This is a genomic window from Ktedonobacterales bacterium, assembly GCA_036557285.1.
Taxonomy (GTDB): domain Bacteria; phylum Chloroflexota; class Ktedonobacteria; order Ktedonobacterales; family DATBGS01; genus DATBHW01.
Genome location: DATBHW010000060.1, coordinates 41,386 through 63,103, shown reverse-complemented (window position 1 = coordinate 63,103; position 21,718 = coordinate 41,386). Strand labels below are relative to the sequence as shown.

Annotated in this window: 16 protein-coding genes and 1 tRNA gene; 8 read left to right on the top strand and 9 right to left on the bottom strand. The window is 57.5% G+C overall.

Annotated features, from left to right (window positions below; all coding sequences use genetic code 11):
* Positions 1-78: 78 nt before the first annotated feature.
* Entirely contained in the window at positions 79-1,002 is a 924-nt protein-coding gene (locus tag VH599_18135) for a hypothetical protein (protein ID HEY7350243.1), read from the bottom strand.
* 244 nt (positions 1,003-1,246) lie between these two features.
* Between VH599_18135 and galK the strand changes: the two genes are divergently transcribed.
* The 3 genes from galK to VH599_18120 all read left to right on the top strand — a co-directional run bounded on the left by galK (position 1,247) and on the right by VH599_18120 (position 5,548).
* Entirely contained in the window at positions 1,247-2,434 is a 1,188-nt protein-coding gene (galK, locus tag VH599_18130; GenBank protein ID HEY7350242.1) for a galactokinase, read from the top strand.
* Positions 2,435-2,629: 195 nt separating this feature from the next.
* The gene (locus tag VH599_18125; protein ID HEY7350241.1) at positions 2,630-4,156 is read left to right on the top strand and encodes a YifB family Mg chelatase-like AAA ATPase; all 1,527 of its coding nucleotides are present in this window, start codon (positions 2,630-2,632) and stop codon (positions 4,154-4,156) included.
* A gap of 195 nt (positions 4,157-4,351) precedes the next feature.
* Positions 4,352-5,548 (top strand): protein phosphatase 2C domain-containing protein, encoded by a 1,197-nt coding sequence (locus VH599_18120; GenBank protein ID HEY7350240.1) that lies wholly within the window; start codon positions 4,352-4,354, stop codon positions 5,546-5,548.
* 48 nt (positions 5,549-5,596) lie between these two features.
* On the opposite strand, the gene VH599_18115 is transcribed toward VH599_18120, so the two are convergent.
* The 4 genes from VH599_18115 to VH599_18100 form a co-directional block, all read right to left on the bottom strand.
* A tRNA-Ala gene (locus VH599_18115) sits at positions 5,597-5,672 on the bottom strand.
* A 63-nt stretch (positions 5,673-5,735) separates the two neighbouring features.
* A complete protein-coding gene (locus VH599_18110; GenBank protein ID HEY7350239.1) occupies positions 5,736-6,371 on the bottom strand; it encodes a GAF domain-containing protein in 636 nt (211 codons plus the stop codon).
* 103 nt (positions 6,372-6,474) lie between these two features.
* The gene (locus VH599_18105) at positions 6,475-7,044 is read right to left on the bottom strand and encodes a universal stress protein (protein ID HEY7350238.1); all 570 of its coding nucleotides are present in this window, start codon (positions 7,042-7,044) and stop codon (positions 6,475-6,477) included.
* A 179-nt stretch (positions 7,045-7,223) separates the two neighbouring features.
* Complete coding sequence (locus VH599_18100; GenBank protein HEY7350237.1) at positions 7,224-8,312, bottom strand: mechanosensitive ion channel family protein; 1,089 nt, start codon at positions 8,310-8,312, stop codon at positions 7,224-7,226.
* Between the two features lie 345 nt (positions 8,313-8,657).
* Here VH599_18100 and sucC point away from each other — a divergent pair, with 345 nt between their 5' ends.
* From sucC to VH599_18080, 4 genes are read left to right on the top strand one after another with little or no spacing between them, the layout of a single operon-like run.
* Positions 8,658-9,800, top strand: coding sequence for an ADP-forming succinate--CoA ligase subunit beta (sucC, locus tag VH599_18095; protein HEY7350236.1), 1,143 nt, complete (start codon positions 8,658-8,660; stop codon positions 9,798-9,800).
* Positions 9,797-10,672 (top strand): succinate--CoA ligase subunit alpha, encoded by an 876-nt coding sequence (sucD, locus tag VH599_18090; protein HEY7350235.1) that lies wholly within the window; start codon positions 9,797-9,799, stop codon positions 10,670-10,672. The genes sucC and sucD overlap by 4 nt, the downstream gene beginning before the upstream one ends.
* A gap of 1 nt (position 10,673) precedes the next feature.
* Positions 10,674-11,792: a histone deacetylase gene (locus tag VH599_18085; protein HEY7350234.1), complete on the top strand. Its 1,119-nt coding sequence runs from the start codon at positions 10,674-10,676 to the stop codon at positions 11,790-11,792.
* Between the two features lie 10 nt (positions 11,793-11,802).
* On the top strand, positions 11,803-12,675 hold the full coding sequence (locus VH599_18080) for a GNAT family N-acetyltransferase (protein ID HEY7350233.1): 873 nt from the start codon (positions 11,803-11,805) through the stop codon (positions 12,673-12,675).
* Between the two features lie 76 nt (positions 12,676-12,751).
* Here the strand turns inward: VH599_18080 and VH599_18075 are convergent, their stop codons facing one another.
* The 4 genes from VH599_18075 to VH599_18060 all read right to left on the bottom strand — a co-directional run bounded on the left by VH599_18075 (position 12,752) and on the right by VH599_18060 (position 18,701).
* On the bottom strand, positions 12,752-14,788 hold the full coding sequence (locus VH599_18075; protein HEY7350232.1) for an adenylate/guanylate cyclase domain-containing protein: 2,037 nt from the start codon (positions 14,786-14,788) through the stop codon (positions 12,752-12,754).
* Positions 14,789-15,030: 242 nt separating this feature from the next.
* The gene (gene infC / locus VH599_18070) at positions 15,031-15,660 is read right to left on the bottom strand and encodes a translation initiation factor IF-3 (protein ID HEY7350231.1); all 630 of its coding nucleotides are present in this window, start codon (positions 15,658-15,660) and stop codon (positions 15,031-15,033) included.
* 288 nt (positions 15,661-15,948) lie between these two features.
* On the bottom strand, positions 15,949-17,766 hold the full coding sequence (thrS, locus tag VH599_18065) for a threonine--tRNA ligase (protein ID HEY7350230.1): 1,818 nt from the start codon (positions 17,764-17,766) through the stop codon (positions 15,949-15,951).
* Positions 17,767-18,323: 557 nt separating this feature from the next.
* The gene (locus VH599_18060) at positions 18,324-18,701 is read right to left on the bottom strand and encodes a DUF971 domain-containing protein (GenBank protein ID HEY7350229.1); all 378 of its coding nucleotides are present in this window, start codon (positions 18,699-18,701) and stop codon (positions 18,324-18,326) included.
* Positions 18,702-19,176: 475 nt separating this feature from the next.
* Here VH599_18060 and topA point away from each other — a divergent pair, with 475 nt between their 5' ends.
* Positions 19,177-21,678 carry a type I DNA topoisomerase gene (gene topA, locus VH599_18055; protein HEY7350228.1) on the top strand — a complete coding sequence of 834 codons (2,502 nt, stop codon included), beginning with the start codon at positions 19,177-19,179 and terminating at the stop codon, positions 21,676-21,678.
* Positions 21,679-21,718: the final 40 nt, after the last annotated feature.

Here is a 21,718-nt window from a genome sequence, read left to right as displayed (position 1 = left end):
CCTGACTGAAGATTTCTCACCTGTTGTAAGCGCCTGGGGTGTTGAGCTTCCTCCAGGCGTTTACATCTCGTGTCGATCTTAGCATGTTCCCTTTGCGATGGCCTCACGCAACTCCTGCGCCTTGTGCGCTGGCGAGGAGTCATTGGTCCACAGTCCCCAGAGGGCCTCGGCAGCGGCGGCATATTTCAGCTTTCCCGGCGCCCGCGCAATGGCCTGGATTTCCATATGCAGATGAAAACGCTCATCGGCTATTTGATGGATGCCCAGCAGATAGGGCATCGGGGCCATAGCTCCCTCGCAGAGAGCGTTGTATCCACGCATTACCCGCAGCAAGACTTCCGCAAAATCGCGTAACTCTGCCTCCGTCAGCAGGCCAAGATTCGCCACATGCCGCCGGGGGGCGAGATGGGTTTCATAGGGATAGCGCGCGAAGGGCGGCAGAAAAGCCTGCCAGGTGGGGGCGCCGACCAGTTCGAACACTGTGTTGGTCAACTCGCGCTGCACGCGGCAGAACGGGCATCCGCGCCCCGCTTGCTCCTCCTGAAGCACGGTCTCCAGTTCGCGTGCTACAATCGGGGGGATGATGGCAACTCCGTAGGCTTGCCCATGAGGATGCGGCTGGGTCTGCCCAATGGCTGCTCCGCTGTTCTCGAAAATCATGACTGCCGGGTAACGCTGCGCCAGGGAGGTATACAGATCGCGCCAGAGATGCGTGACGGCGCTGACCTCCTCTACGCTCAGATGCGTGAACTGCCGCGCGTGATCGCGATGGTACATGACTATGTAAGCTTCTCCAAGGGGGGGTGAGAACGGGGGGAAATCATTGGGGCGCACCCAGACCTGGGCATCAGGAGCAACCTTGCCCGCCGCAAGGTCGGCACAAAAGGGGCAGGCTGTGGCGTCCTCGCGTCGCTGCATGCGCTGGGGAGCGTTCACCAACTGCTGGCGCAACAGCGGATGCCAGATCCAGGCGGTGTCAGCTTTCCTCTCTTCCTGCTTCAACAGGTTCCCCCTCATGCTGTGGGCTACCAGTTATCTCAGTCATTGCCAGCGTGTGGTCCCCATCCCAGGAATCCACGCTGATTCCTAGTATACGATATACGAACGTCTATGATAACATGGCCTTTGGCTTGAAGCTGTGTGTGCAGTGAAGCAAATACCAGTCACAGGGAACGCCCTCTAGCGAATCTCAGCCCCATGCCGATCCCCTGACAGGATACGTCTATATGGAGGGAGAGCAGCGACGATGTGGAAGGTAGAGCAGCGCGCCCTGGCCGCTTATCGCCAGCAGTTTAGCCGCGAGCCGCAGGTGATGGCAAGCGCCCCAGGGCGAGTGAATCTGATCGGCGAACACACCGATTATACCGGCGGCTTTGTGTTGCCCTGCGCGATTGATCGTCGGGTCGCTGTTGCCCTGGGCAGCAGCGGCCAAACCGATAGGCAACCGGAGCCAGAAGCGAGTGGGGCTATTACTGACGACGAGGAGCGCGGGCTGGCTTATGCCGCTGATCTGGATGATACGCGCACTCTGCTGGGGGCAGGAGGCCAGCGCGACAACTCCTGGGCCGATTACCTGCGCGGTGTGGTCTGGGCGCTGAGACGTGCCGGATTGACCTTCCCGGCAGTGAACGCAGCGGTGGCTGGCGATGTCCCGCAGGGCGCGGGACTCTCCTCCTCTGCGGCGCTCGAAGCAGCGATGGCCCTGGCTTTGACGGCTCTGGCGCAGCGGGATTTGTCGCGTCGTGAACTGGCGCTGCTCTGTCAGAAAGCCGAAAATGAATGTGTTGGCGTACACAGCGGCATTATGGATCAATACGCCGCGCTGCTCAGTGTGGAGGGGTACGCGCTCTGCATTGATTGTGCCTCTCTAGAGGCGGAAGCTGTACCCCTGGGCCTGGATGACGCTGGTCTCTCTTTGCTGGTGTGTGATACGCGGGTGAAGCGTGGCCTGGGGACTACTGCCTATAATACGCGGCGCGCCAGTTGCGAGCGCGCCGCAGGGACGCTGGGCCTTCCCACGCTCCGTCAGGCGCGGGAGCAAGATTTGGCGCGGCTGACGGGCGAAGACTTGCAGCGCGCCCGCCATGTGGTACGCGAAAACGCGCGCGTGCAGCGGGCGATGCTGGCGCTGCGCGTGGGCGACTTCGCCACCCTTGGGCGGCTGATGTATGCCTCCCACGACTCGCTGCGCGACGATTACGCTGTTTCCACACCAGAACTCGACGCTGTTGTTGCCTGCGCCCGCGAATCTGGCGCGCTGGGCGCGCGTCTGACGGGGGCAGGGTTTGGCGGATGCGCGCTGGTCTTGCTTGCCAATGAACGAGTAGAACAGGCAATGCAAGCGATTACCAGGCGTTTTGCTCAGCGAAACTTCACTGCGCCCGCCTTCTATAGGGTGCGGCCATCAACTGGGGCAACTCTGGCGCGCTGGTGAAGCGCGGGACAACCGCTGCCACGCTCGGCAACGAGGCGCAGTTCTATTCGGGGAAGGAGATACGCAGCAAAGCAGAAAACCCTGGACAAAGCGTCTCTGGCTGGTTAGAATAGGGCTGGTTGCGCGGGGCGTAAAGCCTCCTATTCTGTTGCTCCCGGCTTATGAGTGCCGGGCAGGACATCTGGTGGAGGGTGTATGCTGGCGAAGGTGCAGAGTTGCGCGATAGTTGGTCTGGATGGCGCGCTGGTGGAGGTCGAGGTAGATATTGGACACGGACTGCCTTCCTTTACGATTGTGGGTCTGCCGGATGCGGCGGTGCAGGAATCCAAGGAACGGGTGCGCGCCGCCCTCAAGAATAGCGGCGCCATTTTCCCGATGAAGCGGCTGACGGTGAACCTGGCCCCTGCCGATCTGCGTAAGGAAGGCCCGGCGTATGATCTGCCGATTGCGGTAGCGATCCTGCTGGCTTCTGAGCAGGCGTTTGCTGATGTGACAGATGCTCTGTTTCTGGGTGAGCTTTCGCTGGATGGCAATCTGCGGCATACGGATGGCATTTTGCCGATGGTTTCGCTGGCCCGTGATAAGCGGGTGCGCCGTGTTTTTGTTCCGGCGGCGGACGCGCTGGAAGCCGCGTTAGTGCGGGAGGTGGCGATCCATCCGGTAGAAAACCTGGCCCAGCTTGCGGCGCATCTGCGTGGCGAACACCTGATTGAACCCTATGTGCCTGATCCCAGGCTTCTCGATATTCAGGACACCACGCTCTATGGGTATGATATGGCCGATGTGCGCGGCCAGGAGCATGTAAAGCGCGCGCTGGAAGTGGCAGCCAGCGGTGGACACAATCTGTTGATGAGCGGGCCGCCAGGTTCGGGCAAGACGCTGCTGGCGCGGGTGACACCTTCTATCCTGCCACGCATGACAATTGATGAAGCCCTGGATGTGACCAAGATTTATAGCGTCAGCGGCCTCTTGCCGTCGGACGTGCCGCTGATTATGCAGCGGCCATTTCGCGCGCCTCACCATACTATCAGTCACGCTGGATTAGTCGGCGGGGGACGCTGGCCGCGACCTGGAGAGATTAGCCTTGCGCATCGCGGAGTCCTGTTTCTTGACGAACTCCCTGAGTTTGGGCAGAATGTGTTGGAGGTGATGCGTCAGCCGCTGGAAGATAAGGTGGTGACGATTTCGCGGGCGCAGGGTACGGTCACGTTTCCAGCGAACTTTATGCTGGTTGCGGCGATGAACCCCTGTCCCTGTGGGTATGCTTCGGACCCGGTGAAGGAATGCACCTGCTCGTCCGGGGCTATTGCCAAGTATCAGCGTCGCATTAGTGGGCCGCTGCTGGACCGGATCGATATTCATATAGAGGTACCACGAGTGGATTATGAGAAGCTGGCCGACCGGCGAGATGTCGAGCGTTCAGCCGCGATTCGCGCGCGGGTGCAGGCGGCGCGTGAATGCCAGGCCAGGCGCTTTGCCGGGACGAAGCTTACCTGCAACGCCGAGATGGGGCCAGCCGAGGTGCGCGCGTTTTGTGATGTGGAGTCAGGAGGGCAAAGCCTCTTGAAAGCGGCGATGCAGCAGCTTCATCTCTCGGCGCGCGCCTTCCATCGCATTCTAAAGCTGGCGCGCACGATAGCTGATCTGGCTGGGGCCGAGACGATTGGGGTGAATCATCTGGCTGAAGCCATCCAATATCGCCCGCGTATCCAGGCGGGATGAGTCATGTGCACCCATTGTGTGTTACAATGGCGGTCAAACAGGTTTCCTAAACTCGCATGGTTTTTCTTTCTATCTTCTCTGGCCCTTATAAAAGAAGCGTCTAAGCGTATGGAACATAGCGGGTGGATTTTTTCTATTGATCTGGTTGGCGCCATGCCGCCATGCGTTGCTTAGTGTGAGAAAGAGTTGATAACGTTGACAGCCCCAAGCACTCCTGCCCAGACACGGACGAAGCGCATGCGCAGCGGATTGCGCGTCTATTGGTCAACAGTTCCCTCTGAGGATCATCCTGATTCCAATGAAGATGCGGTCCTTATTGATACAGGGCTAGATCTCGTGGCCGTCTTTGATGGTGTAGGTGGCTATGAAGGTGGTGAGGTAGCCTCGCGTGTTGCCGCGCAAGCAGTTCTGGCAACCTGGCAGAGCCAGGCATCTGCCGTCCAGAGTCTGGCAGATGTGCGCAATGTGATGCGCGACTCGGTTCTGGAAGCTGATCGGCAGGTGCGTGATGCAGTGGATCGTCAGCCTGAATTGACGGGCATGGCGACGACGGCCATTATTGCCAAACTCTGGGAGACAGCCGATCATCGGCGTATGCTGGCGCATGGGCATGTGGGCGATAGCCGTCTCTATATCCTTCGCGCGCGAGGCGCATTAGAGCGTTTCACGGTGGACGATGGTATTCTCTCTACCCATGTAGCTGTGGGTCTCATTAGCGAGGAAGAGGCGCTCCAGATCGATCAGGCGGAGCAGTGGCAAGACCTGGATGAGCGCCAGAAGCGCTACTTCTATCAGCGGGGCTTAATAACCCAGGCCATTGGTGGCCGGGGCGATCCAGAGGTGCATCTAGGCCAGGAGGAACTCTATCCTGGCGACCGGGTATTAGTGTGCAGCGATGGCATCCACGATAACCTGACCGAAGCGGAAATTACTCAGGTTCTGCGTAAGAAAGGGCGCAACGATGGTGAGGCGCTGGTTCGCGCCGCTCGTAAACGCGCTCAGCGCGGATTGCAAGCGACTATGCGCTCAAAACCAGATGATATGAGCGCCGTCGTCATTGATATGGTTGCCACTGCTGGTGCGCCAAAGCCGCCGCGTCAGGGAAAGCCGCAACCGACGCGCAAAGCAGCAGTGACGGCTAAGACGCGACCCGCGCCTAAAGCTCCTGTGGCGGCCAGGACAAAGCCGCCACGCAAGGCGCCCACGACGGCCAGGGCCACGCCTGCCCCCAAGGCAAAGGCTCCGGCGCGCCCAAAGCCCAGGGCAGGAAGTGGAGCGAAACAAGCAAGCGTCCAGCGTAAGGCGAAGCCAGCTGCTCAGCGCGTTGCGCCAGATGCCGAATCGGTTGGCAAGAAGACTAGCAAGAAGAAGAAAGAACCAGCCTCCAGGTAAAGAAATAACAGCCCATCACCATCAATGGTGATGGGCTGTTATTGGGTTTGGTGGAGATGAGGGGGCTCGAACCCCTGACCTCGACAGTGCGATTGTCGCGCTCTCCCAGCTGAGCTACATCCCCAAACGCGAGTTAACTATACCATATCTGAGCGGTGATTGCAAGCATGAGAAAGCCTGATCGCTATTAATTCACCTGGCGATGATCTGGTTCGGTGATGTCTGAGGCGTTTTTTTCGCCCCAGAGCGCGAGTATGGTTTCATCAAAGTCCTGTTTGAGCGTCCCATAGAGCCGCGCATTTTCAATCGCCAGCGCGCTGACGCTTGCCAGCGTGCGCAGAAACTCCTCATCAAAGGCATCAAACTCGCGTTCAACCCCGCTGTAGACACGGAGCACACCTAGAACCTCTCCCTTGCAGATCAGCGGTACGCAAAAGACGGAAACGATGCCTTCGGCGTGCGCTTCCTCTGGGTATTGAAAGCGCAGGTCGCTTGCAGCGTTACGAATGTAGACAGCCTGGCCCTGCAACACTTCCTGGTCAAGCTGGCTTTTTTCCAGTTTCACCGGACCTTTTTGCATATACCGCTGGCTTAAGCCGTACATGGCGCTGATCGTCAGGGTATCGGTTATGCGGTCCAGCAGGCGCAGCGAACATGCTTTGATGTTCATGGCCTCCGCAACTTTTTCTGTGACCAGATTCAGGACCGTATGCAGGTGGAGGCTAGAGTTGACAGCCGTGACGACACGGTAGAGTGCTCGAAAGTACTCATGTCCAATATCTGCCGACCCACCCGGGGGGCCAGGCGTTTGATGGTTGGGCATAGCAACTCCCTCTAGTGTTTTTCCGCCCGATCTCCTGAGCGGTACGTCACCCTGGCGGCTTTGTGCGTCCTGGCGAGCAAGATAGCACAGCCGCTTTGCTCGCTTAGCAGCCGCGCTGCTGGCCGCGAATGACCCAGACCCGACATTTAGCATGTGTCAGGACGTAAGGGATGATCTCCCCCGGATCAAAGCGCCCGCTGCGGTCTGTGCGATAGGGAATCCCTAGAATAAGCAGGCCGCATTGATGAGAGTCGGCTTCATCAACCAGACTCTGCCCATAATTGCGAGATTGCACGATTTCTGGTTCGATCTCGAAATTGGCGCGTTCAGCCAGTTCTACCGCGTGTTCCAGCGCCTGTCCAGCTTTCTCAGTCACTTCTGGCAAAGTTGCATCCACAGGCAGCGTGCGTGGCACCTCCACACCATACACCCCAAACACTCGCCCCTTTTTACCCTTTGCCATCATGCAGCCCAGGCGCACCAACTCATCATCCATTTCATCCCCGTGAATAGCGATCAGCACGTTGCGGGGGCCAACGCCATTTTCGCTGTTTGCGCTGGCTTTTCCGCTCTGGCGGCTGGAAGCACTAAAGTGAGCAAAGGTTTCCCCGTCTGTATCCAATTTATCTGCGGCCCGCCCAGGGTGAAGACCAAGCCGCTCTAAAATACTCATCGAAAATCCTCCTGCAAGACGCTTGTTGCCAGGTCTTCCTCGATTATATCATGCCGATGAACGCGCTGTCTTGCCGGTATAGACAATAAGACGGGCGAGCAGATTTTATCCCCTTATGGTATCTGCTGCACCTCTTGCCCAGCCGGTTGCCTGCAATGAATTCCGACCCCTATCGGGGATTAGTCCAGATTGGTTTTAACGGGTGAAGGGTTTGTTTGCTGAAGATAGACAGTTTGGGTAGGATAGGCCATAACGATGTTCCGCTCTGAAAATGCCTCCAGGATTTCAAGATTAATCTGCTGCTGGATGTTCATATAGGTCGTGTAGTTATCTGACAAGACGTAATACACTATTTCAAACGTCAGCGCCGAGGGGTCAAATCGGGAAAAATGCGCCCGGTCAAACCGGACATGTTGTTGGCGTTCAATAACGGTTTGCAGCAGCGCAGGGATGGCTTGCAGGTGCTTTTGCGGCGTGTCGTAGACGACACCAATGGAGAAAACAATGCGCCTTTCGAGCATTTTCTTGAAATTTTGGATTTGCGCGCTGGTTAACTCCTTGTTGGGAAAGATGACCTCTTCGCCTTGCAGGGCGCGGATGCGGGTGGTCTTGATCCCAATTTTCTCGACCACTCCCATTTTGTCGCCGACAATGATAAAGTCGCCTATGAGAAACGGTTTGTCAAAGTGAATCGCAAAGGACGAGAATAAATCGTTGAGGATGCTCTGCAACGCCAGGGCCACTGCAATCCCCCCAATCCCCAACCCGGCAATCAGCGAGGTGATGTCTACTCCTGCATTCGATAAGACGATAAAGACACCGAAAATCCACAACAAGATTTTGCCGATGACCGTCAGGTTCATCAGAACAGAGCTATTGTTTTCTTGCTCCTCTTCGGCGGCGATTCGTTGCAAGAAAGAACTGAGCAAGATACTGGCGGTGGTGATCGCCATGTAGGTGAGTAGAGCAATAAAGCCGATGGAGAGGATTTTGTTGAGTAACGGGTTGAGGGTGAGGGTTTGCAGGGCAATATAAAAAGCCAGGCCCGCGTATTCGATAGGATAGATCTTGCGCAGCACCACAAGCAGCGTGTCATGCGCGCGCGCCTTGGATTTTTTAGTGAGGGGGTTCAGCCGGTTTTTCAGGAGGATCAGGAGGAGATGCAGCCCGAAAAACGTGACGAGAAATGTGCCGAGGGCAAACGCATACGCAAGCAGAGAATTGCCTAAAAACTGTGTGGCGAAGAATGAAACTATCTCAGCAACCATAAACCAGCTCACTGCTCACTCGTACAACATGGCGCGCCTGCCTGGTCCGAAACACGCGCTGGCCCATGATCTGATATGGCGCGGCGGCTATCCTATTGAACCTATCGTAATACATGAGAAGAAAAATGTCCAGGACTATATACTGCGCTTCAGTACTTCAGTACTCTGGTGCTTCGTACTTCTTGCCTGGTTTGCGGAGAATCGGCTCAGGCGAACCCCGCCTTATCGTTTTGGGCGTCATTTCGCCCGTTGCTTGACACTGCTTCTGCCAGGCCGGTATAATTCAGGCGCTAGGCCAGCGTTACAGAGGATGGGGAAGGGTGGTAGCTATCACAAGGAGTCACTATGAAAATCCATGAGTATCAGGCCAAGGACATCCTGAGCCGCTATGGCATACCTGTTCAGCCAGGCAAGGTGGCGACGACGCCGCAGGATGCCGAAAAGATTGCCCGTGAGTTTGGCGTCCCAGTCGTCATTAAAGCCCAGGTCTATGTGGGCGGGCGCGGCAAGGCCGGTGGCATCCAGTTTGGCGACACCCCCGAACAGGCGCGCGAGGCGGCGTCGCGCGTGTTGGGGATGAATATCAAGGGGTTGATCGTTCAGAAAGTACTGGTGGTTCCCAAGCTCGACATAAAAGAAGAGTATTATCTAGGGATTGTGCTGGATCGCAAATCCCAGGCGCCCGTAGCGATGGTCAGCGCGGCGGGCGGCATTGATATTGAGGAAGTGGCGGCCACTGCGCCAGAAAAGATTGTCCGGCGGGTGATTGATGTGCGCTGGGGGCTGCCAGCCTTTGAGGCGCGCCAGATGCTCGCAGAGGCGGGCGTGCCGTCGGTGGTAGTTGCTAAAGGCGGCGCGATCCTTTCGGCGCTGGCGCAGGCTTTTATGGGGGCCGATGCCCAGCTTGCCGAGGTCAATCCGCTGGCGCTCACGGTAGATGGACAGGTGCTGGCCGCCGACGCCAAGATTCTCGTTGATGACAATGCCCTGGCGCGCCAGAAAGAGTACGCTGCCTGGGCGGAGCCAGAAGACGCCAACCCGATTGAGTACGAGGCGCATGAGCAAGGGCTAGCCTCCTATGTCAAGCTGGATGGCAATGTGGGTGTGATTGCCAATGGCGCGGGGTTGGCGATGGCGACGGTGGATATGGTGGCGCGTTCAGGCGGCACGCCCGCGAACTTTTACGATTTTGGAGGCGGGGCGAAAGCGGAGCTATTGAAGAAGGCGCTGCTGTTCCTGGCGCATGATCCTGATGTCAAGGGGATCCTGGTCAATATCTTTGGCGGCATTACGCGCGGCGAAGAGGTGGCGCGCGGCGTCATCATGGCTCAGCCTGAACTCCCCAGCGGCATGCCGGTGGTGGTGCGCCTTTCGGGTACGGGCGAAGCCGAAGGCCGCGCTATGCTGGCCGATGCGGGCCTCACCTGGGGCTATGATATGCAGGACGCTGCGCAGAAGATCGTGACGGCGATAAAGGAGCGGGCATGAGCATTCTTCTCGATCAATCCTCGCGTGTGATCGTTCAGGGCATTACCGGGCGCGAAGGACAGTTTCATACCAAAAATATGCTGGCTGCCGGAACCACCCTGGTCGGCGGCGTGACTCCAGGCAAGGGCGGCGCTGAAGTGGAGGGCGTACCCGTCTTTGATACGGTTGCTCAGGCGAAGAAGGAAACCGGGGCCAACGCAAGCTGCATCTTTGTGCCTCCGGCTGGGGCTGCCGATGCCATTATGGAAGCCGCAGACGCTGGCATCCGGCTGATCGTCTGTATTACCGAGACTATTCCGGTGCTGGATATGGCGCGGGCCATGCGCTTTGTCAAAGAAAAGCAGGTGCGGCTGATTGGTCCCAATTGCCCAGGACTCTGTACGCCGGGCGTTGGCAAGATTGGGATTATCCCTTACAGTATTTTCCGCGAGGGCCATGTCGGCTTCATTTCGCGTTCCGGCACATTGACCTATGAGGTGGTGTCGCTGCTCACAACCGCAGGGATCGGCCAGTCAACATGCGTGGGCATTGGGGGCGACCCGATCATCGGCTCGACCTTTACCGATTGCCTCCATCTCTTTGAGCATGATGAGCAGACATATGCTGTAGTGATGTGTGGCGAGATCGGCGGCAGCGATGAAGAGGATGCCGCCGAGTACATCAAAGAGATGAGCAAGCCGGTGGTAGGCTTTATTTCCGGGCGCACTGCCCCCCCAGGTAAGCGTATGGGGCATGCGGGCGCGATCATCTCTGGCAGCACCGGCACTGCTCAGGGCAAGGTTGCGGCGCTTCAGGGAGCGGGGGTTCCGGTGGCGGATACCATTTTCGATATTCCTGATCTGCTCAGGCAGGCGGCAGGGAAGAAGCTCTGAGATGGCAACAGGTTTTGTGTACGATCCGATCTTTCTGGAACACCACAATCCGGCGCGGCACGTAGAGGCGCCGCGCCGGGTGGAGGCTGTGTATGCTCAGCTTGAGCGCCTGCGCTGGCTGGACCGCCCCGATGTGGTGCGCCTGGCGCCTCGCCCGGCTACCGAAGATGAACTGGCGGCGGCGCATACACGCGAGCATATTCGTTCTATTGCCGAAGCGTCGCGGGCAGGAGGGAAACGCCTGGATGCTGATACCTATGTCTCGGCTCACTCCTATGAGGTGGCGCTGGTGGCGGCTGGAGCGCCGCTGGTGGCGCTGGACGCGATCCTGGATGGTCGTGTGCGCAACGGGTACGCGCTGGTGCGGCCTCCGGGGCATCATGCGACACCAGATCGGGCGATGGGCTTCTGCCTCTTTAATAATGTTGCTGTCGCGGCGCGCTACGCGCTCAACCATCATCGGCTCAAGCGAGTGATGATTGTTGATTATGATGTGCATCACGGCAATGGCACTCAGGAGATTTTTTACGAAGACCCGCGTGTCCTTTATGTCTCCACACACCAATATCCCTGGTATCCAGGCACCGGACGCTCGGATGAGATGGGCGCTGGCGAGGCGCTGGGCGCGAACGTGAATATTCCGCTGCCCGCAGGTACGGACTGGCCGGTCTTTGACGCTATCTTTCGTCAGGTACTTTTCCCGCTGGCTGATCGGTTCCAGCCTGAATTGCTGCTGGTGTCAGCCGGATTCGATGCTCACTGGCGCGATCCGCTAGGCAAGTTTCGCCTCGCCAACGTGGATTTTGTGACACTTACGCGACACCTTAAAGAGATTGCTGAGGAGTACTGCGATGGGCGGCTGCTGCTGGTGCAGGAAGGTGGTTATGATATTGATGCGCTGGCGCAGTCGGCAACTTCTTGCTTTAACGTTTTGCTGGGAGGCGATGAGGTGGTAGATACGCTGGGGGATGCGCCGCCGCAAGCCTCGCGCTGGAACCCTGACCCAATTGTTGATGCGCTGCGCGATCTGCACCAACTGGTGGGCTACCGTCGGCGGCCAAACAAACCCCAGGTACGGCTGGGATGGGATCCCCAAGAGCAGATAGCGCAGGACGAGTGAGGAGGCTGGTATGCTGCGGGACCACGCGCTGACGGTTCGTGGGCTATCTTCGAGTGATCTTCCGGCAGTGCGTCGGTTACTGGATACTTCTGAGTATCTCTATTGCCGCTTCGGGCAGGAGGAATTACCGCGCCTGCTGGCGCATAGGCCAGGAGTTGCGGCGTTTTCCGGGTCATCGCTCCAGGCATTCCTGCTGACCACTATCCTGGCCCCTCCTGCCGCCTGGCTTGGCGGCTTTGGGGTGGTCTGGAGCGAGGGGCATCGCTTTGAGCGTTACTTTGATCTGCTCCTGCCAGCCTATGGCGCCGCTGTCCGCAGGGCTGGCGCTGAGGCGCTTTACTATACCGGCGGCGACCTGGATTCCGACTGGCTAAAAGATTCGCTGCTGGCCCGGCAGTTTCATCTGCTCACGACGCTGCGCTCGTATGATAAAGAAGACTTCTCCATTCCCAGCGAGGGAAATCAAGATGTAGTGGTGCGCCCGTTTGCTCGCGCCGATCTCAACGAACTGCTTCAGGTAGAGGCCGCCTGCTTTGACCAATACTGGCGCTACGATGCCGCCAGTTTTCTGGAGATTGCGGAAAGCTATCCCTACTTTGTGGTTGCTGTGCAGGATGGCCGGGTGATCGGCTATCAATTTAATACGGTTGATGGCAATATGGGCTTTCTGGTGCGCATTGCTGTGCATCCCTCACTCAATAGTCGGGGCATTGGCGCGCGGCTGATGGCCGAGGCGGTGCGGTTTTTTCAGGGCGAGCGGGTCTGGAAGATCGCCTTGAATACCGAGGAGCAGAATCACCACGCGCATCGCTTATATGAGTGGTTTGGCTTCCATCTGGCGCCACCCCAGGGCTTTGTGCTGGCTCGCCCGCTCATGGGGTGATGGCTGGCTTGCGGGGCAGGCCCTGGAGCGCCGATTCCAGGCATAGCGCAAACGCAAGCGCGAAACGGATTTGGTATCAGGCCCCAGGCTTCACGCCGCGCACCTTGTAGACCATCAGCGGCTCTTTTTTGTTTTTCACCTGGAGAGGATCGAGCCGCAGGCAGTCAAAGTAACTGCTCACCTGCTCATAGGTGGTATGGTGAATGATGATCTCGTTGTCGGCGGAGTTTGATTGGAGGCGAGCGGCGATGTTGACGGCATCGCCAATGGCCGTATAGTTTTGCAGACGCTCGCGTGAGCCGATGTTGCCGATAGTCGCCATGCCGGTGTTTACTCCGATGCCATACTGGACTTTGATGCCATACCTGACTTCAGGGAGGAGTGGGTTTTGCTGCTGCTGGCGCTCTTCGATGGCCCTGCGCATCCCCAGCGCGGCGCGTACAGCCCGGATGGCATGATCCTCTTGTGGCAAAGGCGCGTTAAAGATCGCCATAATGGCGTCGCCTTGAAACATGGTCAATGTGCCTTGCTCCCGCCAGATCGCCTCGGTCAGAATTTGCAGATAGTCATTGAGCATCTCAACGACCTCTTCCGGTCGCCGTCCGTCGCTCAGGGCAGTGTAGCCGCGAATATCGGCGAAGAGGATCGAGACTTCTTTGGTCTGGCCGCCGAGTTCTACCGCCTTGGGGTTGCTCATCAATTCTTCGACCACCGAGGGGTGAACGTAACGCTGGAAAATGCGTTTGATATTGGTAGCGGCGTCGCGCCAGGTGCGCATTTCGGTCAGGTCTTCAACGGCCATGACCATCCCCACCGCTTCGCGGCTCTGCCCATTGTTTTGCTCGTCGTGCAAGGGTGAGATATTGATGCTCAGCGTCACTTTGCCACGACTGGGGAGATCGCAGTCGATCTCTCGGTTCATCACCGTGTTATCTTCGCCCCTGGCGCGTTCAATCACTTCGATGATTTTCCCCTGCCCTAGAGTGGAAAAGACCTGCTGGTAGGGCTGACCAAGCACATCCAGCGCGTCTTGCATGAAGATACGCTCGGCTGCGCGGTTGACGAGCTGAATCTGCCCCTTGGTATCGAGTGTGATGACGCCGCTGGCGATGGAGCGAAAGATATTATCAAGCAGATTCTTGAAATCGGTGATCTCGCGTACTTTCTGCGCATTGTCAATGGCGATGGCGGCCTGATTGCAGCAGGCGGAGAGGAGATCAAGGTGTTCGTTGGTGTACGGGTTAGCGAGCTGGCGGTTGTCAACATAGACGATACCCAGGCTGTGGTTCTGGAGTTGCAGTGGTGCGCACAGGATGGAGCGGATGTCGTGCATGACAATGCTCATCTGCCCGCTTAATCGCTGGTCTTCCGGCGCGTTGGCAGTGACGATTGGTTCCTTCGTTTTCCAGACTTTCTCCACGACTTTGCGGGAGATGGTGAACTCGTGCTGGGGGATGGATGTGCCATCTTTATTACGAGCAATAGTAAACTCAAGGCGGTGACTGGCTTTGTTATGGAGCATCAAAAAGCCACGATCAGCCTTTACCACTTCGATGACTTTATCCATCACCCGGTTGAGGACACCCTCCAGTTCCAGGGTTGAGTTGAGCACCTGGGCGATATGATAGAGGCTGGCAAGCATCTCGCGCTCGCGCTGCAACGTGCCGATACTGCTGTGGGAACTCTGGACTGAGTGGTCAAGCTGGCGCAAACGTTCGCCGATCTGAGCCAGACGGAGATCGCCTGCGCGGGCCACATGCAGGGTGTCGGCGAGTAATTGAACGCGCGGGTCGCCTGCATCAGAAGCATAGGTTCCTTCAACGGCGCGTTCTAACTTGTGGGTGATGGTATGCAGGCTGTTGGAGATAGCAGTGAGCGCACTGGCGATTGATTTGACATCATCGAGTGCTTTGGCCTTGGCGGTTTGCGCAGCCTGCGCGACCTGGGCGGAGCGGCCTACCTGTACAATGGTGGTTGGCAGCCCTCCAATACCCCCGAAGTAGGATTGATCGGCTGGAATCTCTTGATGAGCGCCAGGTCTGCCTGGCTCGGCAGGGCCAGGTTGGGTCTGCTGGGAGTCTTGTGGTCCTGACGAATGGGAAGCCCGCTGCATCGCTGACCTGACCTGCCTCTCTGCTTGTATTGTTGATGGAGCGTCAGGCGCTTCAACACCCGCTCTTTCTCTCCTTCCTGCCCATTATAGCATAGGCTGGAAAGACGAGGCGGTGAATAAGCCACTGGAGCGATAAGAAGGTGGGCAGGACGACAAAAACGCCAGTGCCCACACATCTACTTACCTGGCGGATATGTAGGCACTGGCTTGCTGGTTGCAGCAATCAAGATAGCGAAATCTACTTAGGCATTCCCGTTCGCCTGAGAAGCTGCGGGGCTGGAGGTAGCGGCGGCTTTTTTCTGAGGTTCCCAACCAGGGGCGCGGGCAACAATCATGGACATCATCTTCCCCTCCATCATTGGGGATCGCTCGATGGTTGCCGAGCCTTTCAATTCATTGGCAATAGAATCAAGAAGCACGCGTCCCAGTTCGGGATGGGCCATTTCGCGCCCGCGAAAGGTGACGCTCACCTTGACTTTATCCCCTTCGGCCAGAAACTCCTGAATCTTGCGTGTTTTTACCTGTACATCATGCTCGCCTGTGCGCGGCTTCATCCGAATTTCACGCAGTTCTGTGACCTTCTGATGTTTACGCGCCTCGTTCTCTTTCTTACGCTGCTCGTACTTAAACCGACCGTAATCCATAAGCTTACAGACGGGAGGAACAGCCATTGGGGATACTTCTACCAGGTCCAGTTCACGCTCCTGGGCCATGTCCTGCGCCTGGGACAGCGGCATCACGCCGATCATGGTTCCGTCTTCATCGATCAGCCGAACCTCGCGCGCACGAATGCGCCCATTGATGCGTACCTCGCGTCGGTCGTTCCGATCTCCTCGGTCGAACCGGTCACTCCCCCGAAAATCTCTGTTAATAGGCGAACCTGCCTTCCTTTGTAGTTAAACTAATCGTTGATCGGTGCACCATACAAGCCCATCTGTACATGGAAATACATCCATTCTTACAGATAGCAGTGTAACACATGATCGGTACAAAGACAAGAGGCGGTAGCTGACGCCAGGCAGTGAAGCAGGCGTACCTGATAGCAAGTTAGAGGCCAGAGTTGGCGACGCTGCCCGCTTTGTTCAGGCAGCGCCCCTGTCTCTGGTGAATCTTTAGCGCGGTTGGCGGCGGCGCAGGCTTTCAGGCCGGATGAAGCGCGCTCATTCGCTTTTACCGGGCCAGAGGTCGCGGCTGCGCTCGCGTTTGAGCTTGCCAGCTTCCTCGATGAACTCTCCTAGGGGAACAGCGCCCAGGTTCTCGTTGCTGCGCAGACGCAGCGAGACGGCCCCATCAGCCGCTTCGCGGTCTCCCACGACCAGCATATAAGGGATTTTCTGTAGCTGCGCGTCGCGGACTTTGGCGTTCATGCGCTCACCTCGGCTGTCCACCTCAACCCGCAGTTCGGCAGAGCGTAGTTTGCCAGCCACCTCCTCAGCGTAGGCGAGATGGCGATCAGCGATAGGAATGATCATCGCCTGCACTGGCGAGAGCCAGACTGGGAAGTTGCCCGCAAAATGCTCGATCAGTACCGCCAGGAAGCGCTCTGTTGCGCCTGTCACAGCATGGTGGAGCATGACGGGCCGATGCTCTTGTCCATCCTCGCCAATATATTCCAGTTCAAAGTTGTTGGGCTGGTTGAAATCAAGCTGAATTGTGGAACACTGCCATTCGCGGCCCAGGGCATCACGAATAAGCAGATCCATCTTGGGGCCGTAGAAGGCAGCCTCACCCAGGGCTGGCGTGTACTTGAGTCCTCTGGCATCCAGCACGGCAGCCAGATCGGCCTCTGCCTTCTGCCAGACCTCTTCGCTGCCGATATAGTAATCCTTCACATTAGGATCGTGCAGTGAGAGGCGCAGCGTGAAGTCTTTATCTAACCCATACGTGCGCAGAACCTCCATAGATATTTCCAATGCCCGCCCAAACTCTTCATGCACCTGCTCTGGTGTACAGAAGATGTGGCAGTCGTCCTGCGTCAGACTACGCACCCGCGCCAGGCCCGTCAACGTGCCTGCCTTCTCGTAACGATAGAGCGTGGCAAACTCGGCGTAGCGGATGGGCAGTTCCCGGTAGGAGTGCATCTGTGACTTATAGAGCATGATATGGTGCGGACAATTCATGGGCTTCAGCAGATAGCCCTCATCCTCCGTTTGCTCTTGCTCGCCTCGCATGACCGGAAAGTTATCATCCTTGAACGAATACCAATGCCGCGACGTTTTGTAGAGCTTGACCCGGCCCAGGTGAGATGTCCAGACATGTTGATAGCCGTGCTTCGTCTGCACCTCGCGGACAAAGTCCTCCATCAGATGGCGCAGTATCTCACCTTTTGGCAGGAAGAGCGGGATACCGGGGCCGACGTCTTCGCTAAACGTGAAGAGCGCGAGTTCGCGGCCCAGCTTGCGGTGATCGCGCTTTTTGGCCTCTTCAAGCTGCCAGAGGTAGTGATCGAGTTCTGCTTGCGTGAACCAGGCCGTTCCATAGAGACGCTGGAGCATGGGACGGTGTTCGTCGCCCCGCCAGTAGGCCCCGGCCACGCGCATCAGCTTGAAAGGGCCGATTTGTCCCGTGCTTTCTACATGCGGTCCCCGGCAGAGGTCCAGAAATGGTCCTTGCTGGTAGATGCCCACTTCGGCATCTGGTAGGTTTTCGATGATCTCGACTTTGTACGGCTGATCGTGCGCTTTGAAGTATTCGAGCGCCTTTTCACGCGGCCACTTGCTCTGCACGAACGGGTGGTTCTGGGCGATGCTAGCGGCGATCCGCCGCTCGATCTCTGGCATATCGTCGGGCGTGAGCGCGCGCGGAAGCTCCATGTCGTAATAGAAGCCGTCCTCGATGGCCGGGCCGATAGCAAACCTGGCGTCGGGAAAGATACTCTGGACGGCTTCCGCCATCACATGGGCAGCGGAATGGCGCATCCGTTGGAGGGGCGTGTAGGCGACTGATGCGTTGAGTTCCTGTTCAACTTCGGCTGGCATGATCGATAATCCTCTCTTTTGTTTGGTGGCCCTCGCTTTTGATGACAACGGTCAGAATATGATGGTGGTTTGCGAGCGTCTGGCTCGCTTATGGTGGTGGTCTTGATTGCACCTCCTTAAAACGAACGAAGAAAAAACTGAACCTTGCCAAAAACAAAAACCCCTTTCATCCACTCTGGGACGAAAGGGGTTGATAACCTCACGTGGTTCCACCCAGTTTGTCACCTGCTCCTACGCGCATGCCAGCATGCAAAATGAGCCGCAATGCCTCGCAGCATCGGCGGTCAGAGGAGACAGAGACGCTCTGTAGGCCGGGTAACGGAGGCCAGCCGTGGCGCCATACTCTCGCGCGAAGCGATTTGAGGGCCAGGCGCGCAGGTGGTTTTCTCCACCATCATTCCAGAAGGCGGCTTTCAGCCGGTGGCCGCCTCTCTCTGTTGGCTGAAGAGTGGATACTCGTCCCGCGCATTGCCATAAGAAATGCTCAGTGTATTATCAGTATATCATATGTTGGAATGAAAAGCCATTGCCGGAAGAACAGGATGCTAGCGGCGTTTCTAATGAGACTGCTCCTGATAGGGGTATTTCTGGCGCTGATTCTGTGTGCTGGCTCGGCAGTCGTCGCATTGGCATTCGGCGCGCAGTTTCTCGTAGGTGTAGATGCCAGTATGGTGGCCGTCGCCCCAAACAGGCGAAAGCCCGTAGCGTCCAACTGGCTTGAGGTCGTACAGATCGGTTTCAACGCTGGAAAGATGAGTATGAGGCGTCATCTGGCCGGGAATATTGCCCTCACCAGCGCACAGAGCGCAGGGGCAATTGCGACGCAGCAGCTCATAGGGATGGAGCGATTCGTGGCCGTCGCTCCAGGTGAGGATGAGGCGCTGATTATCGGCATCCAGAATATAGGATGTGGGATAGGCGTCAAGTGTCTCCATTGGCGAAGCCTCGCTTTGGCTGTGAGATGCGCCCGAAGCTGCGCATCCTTAAGAGAAGGATACCGCATATCTTGTCGAAGAGCAAGAAGGGGGCTGTAGCTGGCTGCTATGCCCTTGCTATGATGGCCGCTTGCGTCCATCGCTGCCTTGTGCTATACTGCAAGGGCGAAAATGGTGAAAAAGTGGTCTGTTCTTTATTATGCTCCGCATCATGCGCCTGGTTCTTGCGCGCTTTCCTACGCAGTTGCTTCCCACTAACAGTGTTCGCCTGATCTCCCTTGTCGGTTTGTGCTATGCTGATGGTGAGAGGATGAAGGGGCTGACTGGCGGGTGGTGATGCTGGTCTGATGCTGGCCTTACGGTTTCCTAAAGAAGTTCTCCCGGCCTTTAAGGGGAAAAAACAGGTAAAACAGGATGCGCATGGTGTGGATGAGTTCATCTGCCAACAGCATAGCGCATGGATTCAGGTAGGTGTATGGCAAAGAAACTGGTAATTGTTGAGTCTCCTGCAAAAGCGAGAACCATCGAAAAATTTCTTGGCGCTGATTTTGAGGTTCGCGCCTCGATGGGGCATATTATGGACCTGCCCAAAAAGGGTATGGGGGTCAACCTGCCCAAAAAGGGGAAGAAGACCGCTGGCGCCCATGATTTTGAACCCAAATATGAGATCATCGAGAAGAAAGAGAAGCTGATTAGCGAGCTAAAATCAGCGGCGAAGAAAGCGGAGACGGTCTACCTGGCGCCGGACCCGGACCGCGAGGGCGAGTTTATCGCCTGGTCGTTGAAGAGCGCACTTGGCCTGCGTGCCCCGCAGCGGGCGGTCTTCAATGAAATTACCAGGCGCGCGGTGCAGGAGGCGATCAGTAACCCCCGTGTCATCAATGAAGATCTCTTTAATGCCCAGCAGGCCCGTAGGGTGCTAGATCGTCTAGTAGGGTATAAGATCAGCCCGTTGCTCTGGCGGCGCATCCAATCGGGGACGAGCGCCGGGCGTGTGCAGTCGGTGGCCCTGCGCCTGATCTGCGAGCGCGAGGCCGAGATTCGCACTTTTGTGTCAGAGGAATACTGGACCATCACCGCGCATCTGAGCAAGCAAAAGCAGCGCAAAGTCTTTGAGGCGCAGCTTTTCGCGCTCTTGAACGCCGAGGGAGAGGCCGAGGAGCCTCAGCCCCAACTGGACGAGGGCGACGAAGGCAGGAACGGCGCGCCCAAAAATGGCAACGGCAAAAAGGGCAGGTCAGCTAACGGTGATGAGCCGGAGCGCACTCGCATCAAGATTGGCAGCGAGGAAGAGGCGAAGGCCATTCTGGCCGAGCTTGAGGGGGCAATGTATCGTGTGCGCGGTGTGGAGCAGAAGGATGTGCGCCGCCAGCCCTGGCTGCCGTATACAACCAGCACCATGCAGCAGGATGCCTCGGTGCGGCTGCGCTTTGCGCCTAAGAAGACGATGAGCCTGGCGCAGCAGCTCTATGAAGGGTTGGAGTTGGGCGCGCGCGGCCACCAGGGTTTGATTACGTACATGCGTACCGACTCGACGCGCGTTTCTGGTGAAGCGCAGCAGGCCGTCAAAAAATTGATCAAAGAGCGCTTTGGCGAAGACTATGTGGGTGAGGGGCGCGCTGGCAAGTCGAAAGCAACCGTGCAGGATGCTCACGAGGCCATTCGCCCAACGGATGTTGCCCTAACGCCGGACATGGTGAAAGCGTATCTGACGCCTGACCTCTTCAAGCTTTATCAGTTGATCTGGCGGCGTTTTGTGGCGGCCTTCATGGCTGCGGCTGTCTTTGATACGGTGCGCGTGGATATTACGGCTGCGAAGTATCTCTTCCGCGCCAACGGATCGAACTTGAAGTTTGCGGGCTTTTATGCGGTCTGGCCGCGTGAAGAGGATGAAGAGGCGCTGCCTCCGTTGGAAGTGGGCGAGCCGCTGGACCTGCATCAACTCAAGCCAGACCAGCACTTTACCCAGCCGCCTCCGCGCTATGGTGAGGCGAGCCTGATTAAAGAATTGGAAGAGCGAGGGATTGGTCGCCCCAGCACCTATGTGCCGATTGTCTCGACTATTCAGGAGCGCGGCTATGTGGAGCAGCAAGAGCGCCGCTTTGTGCCTACCTGGCTGGGTGAGACGGTTAATGAAGTCATGACCAACCATTTCCCTGACATTGTGGATGTGGGCTTTACGGTTGCTATGGAGCAGAAGCTGGATTCCATCGAGGAAGGCCAGCAGGAGTGGACCGAGTTTCTGCGGCGCTTCTATGATGAATTCAAGGAGACCCTGGCCCGCGCCGAGAGCGAGATGCCGAAAGTGCAGAAGCCGGTTGAGGAGATCGGTGAACTTTGCCCGGAGTGTGGCCGTCCGCTCGTCATTCGCAGCGGGCGCTTCGGCCCGTTCATCTCGTGTTCAGGCTTTCCAGAATGCGCGTTCAAAAAGAAGCTGGTTAATAAGACCGGGGCGCTCTGTCCGCAATGTGGCGGTGATCTGGTAGTGCGTAAGACGAAGAAGCGTGGCAAAGTCTTCTATGGCTGCATGAACTATCCAACCTGCAACTTTGCAATCTGGGATCGCCCGGTTGCCACACCCTGCCCCAATTGCGGTGGGCTGGTTACGGTAGCCCAGGGGAAACAGGTAGCTTCCTGTACAATGTGTGGCACGGTGATAGAAGGTATAGCCCAGGAGGGCGGCGCTGAGGGTTCCCCGGCGGGCCAGAATGGCCGCTTTCCATCCAGGTCAGGCGCCAGGGCGCCTGCGTCGGGTGGGGGAACAGGAACATGGCGGAGCGCAGGCAGAGCGGGCAGGACTACAAAACGCGGAACGACCAGAAAGACGAGTACGCGCAAGTCGAGCGCGGGGACAAAAACGGCTGCTGGCGCGGCAAAGAAGACAACGGCAAAGCCTGCTGCAAAGGCAAAGACGACTGCCGCGCCAGCGAGGCGGACACGCGCAACAACGAAGAAAGAAACCATAGCCCTCTCGTAATGGCAGCGCGGTGAAGGCGCAGGCTCTTCTCAGAGGGCGG

Excerpts from the sequence above, each read along its gene's own strand:
- VH599_18100 (HEY7350237.1), bottom strand. The coding sequence starts at position 8,312 with ATGGTTGCTGAGATAGTTTCATTCTTCGCCACACAGTTTTTAGGCAAT.
- VH599_18105 (HEY7350238.1), bottom strand. The coding sequence starts at position 7,044 with ATGAGTATTTTAGAGCGGCTTGGTCTTCACCCTGGGCGGGCCGCAGAT.
- sucC (HEY7350236.1), top strand. The coding sequence starts at position 8,658 with ATGAAAATCCATGAGTATCAGGCCAAGGACATCCTGAGCCGCTATGGC.
- galK (HEY7350242.1), top strand. The coding sequence starts at position 1,247 with ATGTGGAAGGTAGAGCAGCGCGCCCTGGCCGCTTATCGCCAGCAGTTT.
- thrS (HEY7350230.1), bottom strand. The coding sequence starts at position 17,766 with ATGCCAGCCGAAGTTGAACAGGAACTCAACGCATCAGTCGCCTACACG.
- VH599_18125 (HEY7350241.1), top strand. The coding sequence starts at position 2,630 with ATGCTGGCGAAGGTGCAGAGTTGCGCGATAGTTGGTCTGGATGGCGCG.
- VH599_18060 (HEY7350229.1), bottom strand. The coding sequence starts at position 18,701 with ATGGAGACACTTGACGCCTATCCCACATCCTATATTCTGGATGCCGAT.
- VH599_18085 (HEY7350234.1), top strand. The coding sequence starts at position 10,674 with ATGGCAACAGGTTTTGTGTACGATCCGATCTTTCTGGAACACCACAAT.
- topA (HEY7350228.1), top strand. The coding sequence starts at position 19,177 with ATGGCAAAGAAACTGGTAATTGTTGAGTCTCCTGCAAAAGCGAGAACC.
- sucD (HEY7350235.1), top strand. The coding sequence starts at position 9,797 with ATGAGCATTCTTCTCGATCAATCCTCGCGTGTGATCGTTCAGGGCATT.
- VH599_18075 (HEY7350232.1), bottom strand. The coding sequence starts at position 14,788 with ATGCAGCGGGCTTCCCATTCGTCAGGACCACAAGACTCCCAGCAGACC.
- VH599_18080 (HEY7350233.1), top strand. The coding sequence starts at position 11,803 with ATGCTGCGGGACCACGCGCTGACGGTTCGTGGGCTATCTTCGAGTGAT.
- VH599_18110 (HEY7350239.1), bottom strand. The coding sequence starts at position 6,371 with ATGCCCAACCATCAAACGCCTGGCCCCCCGGGTGGGTCGGCAGATATT.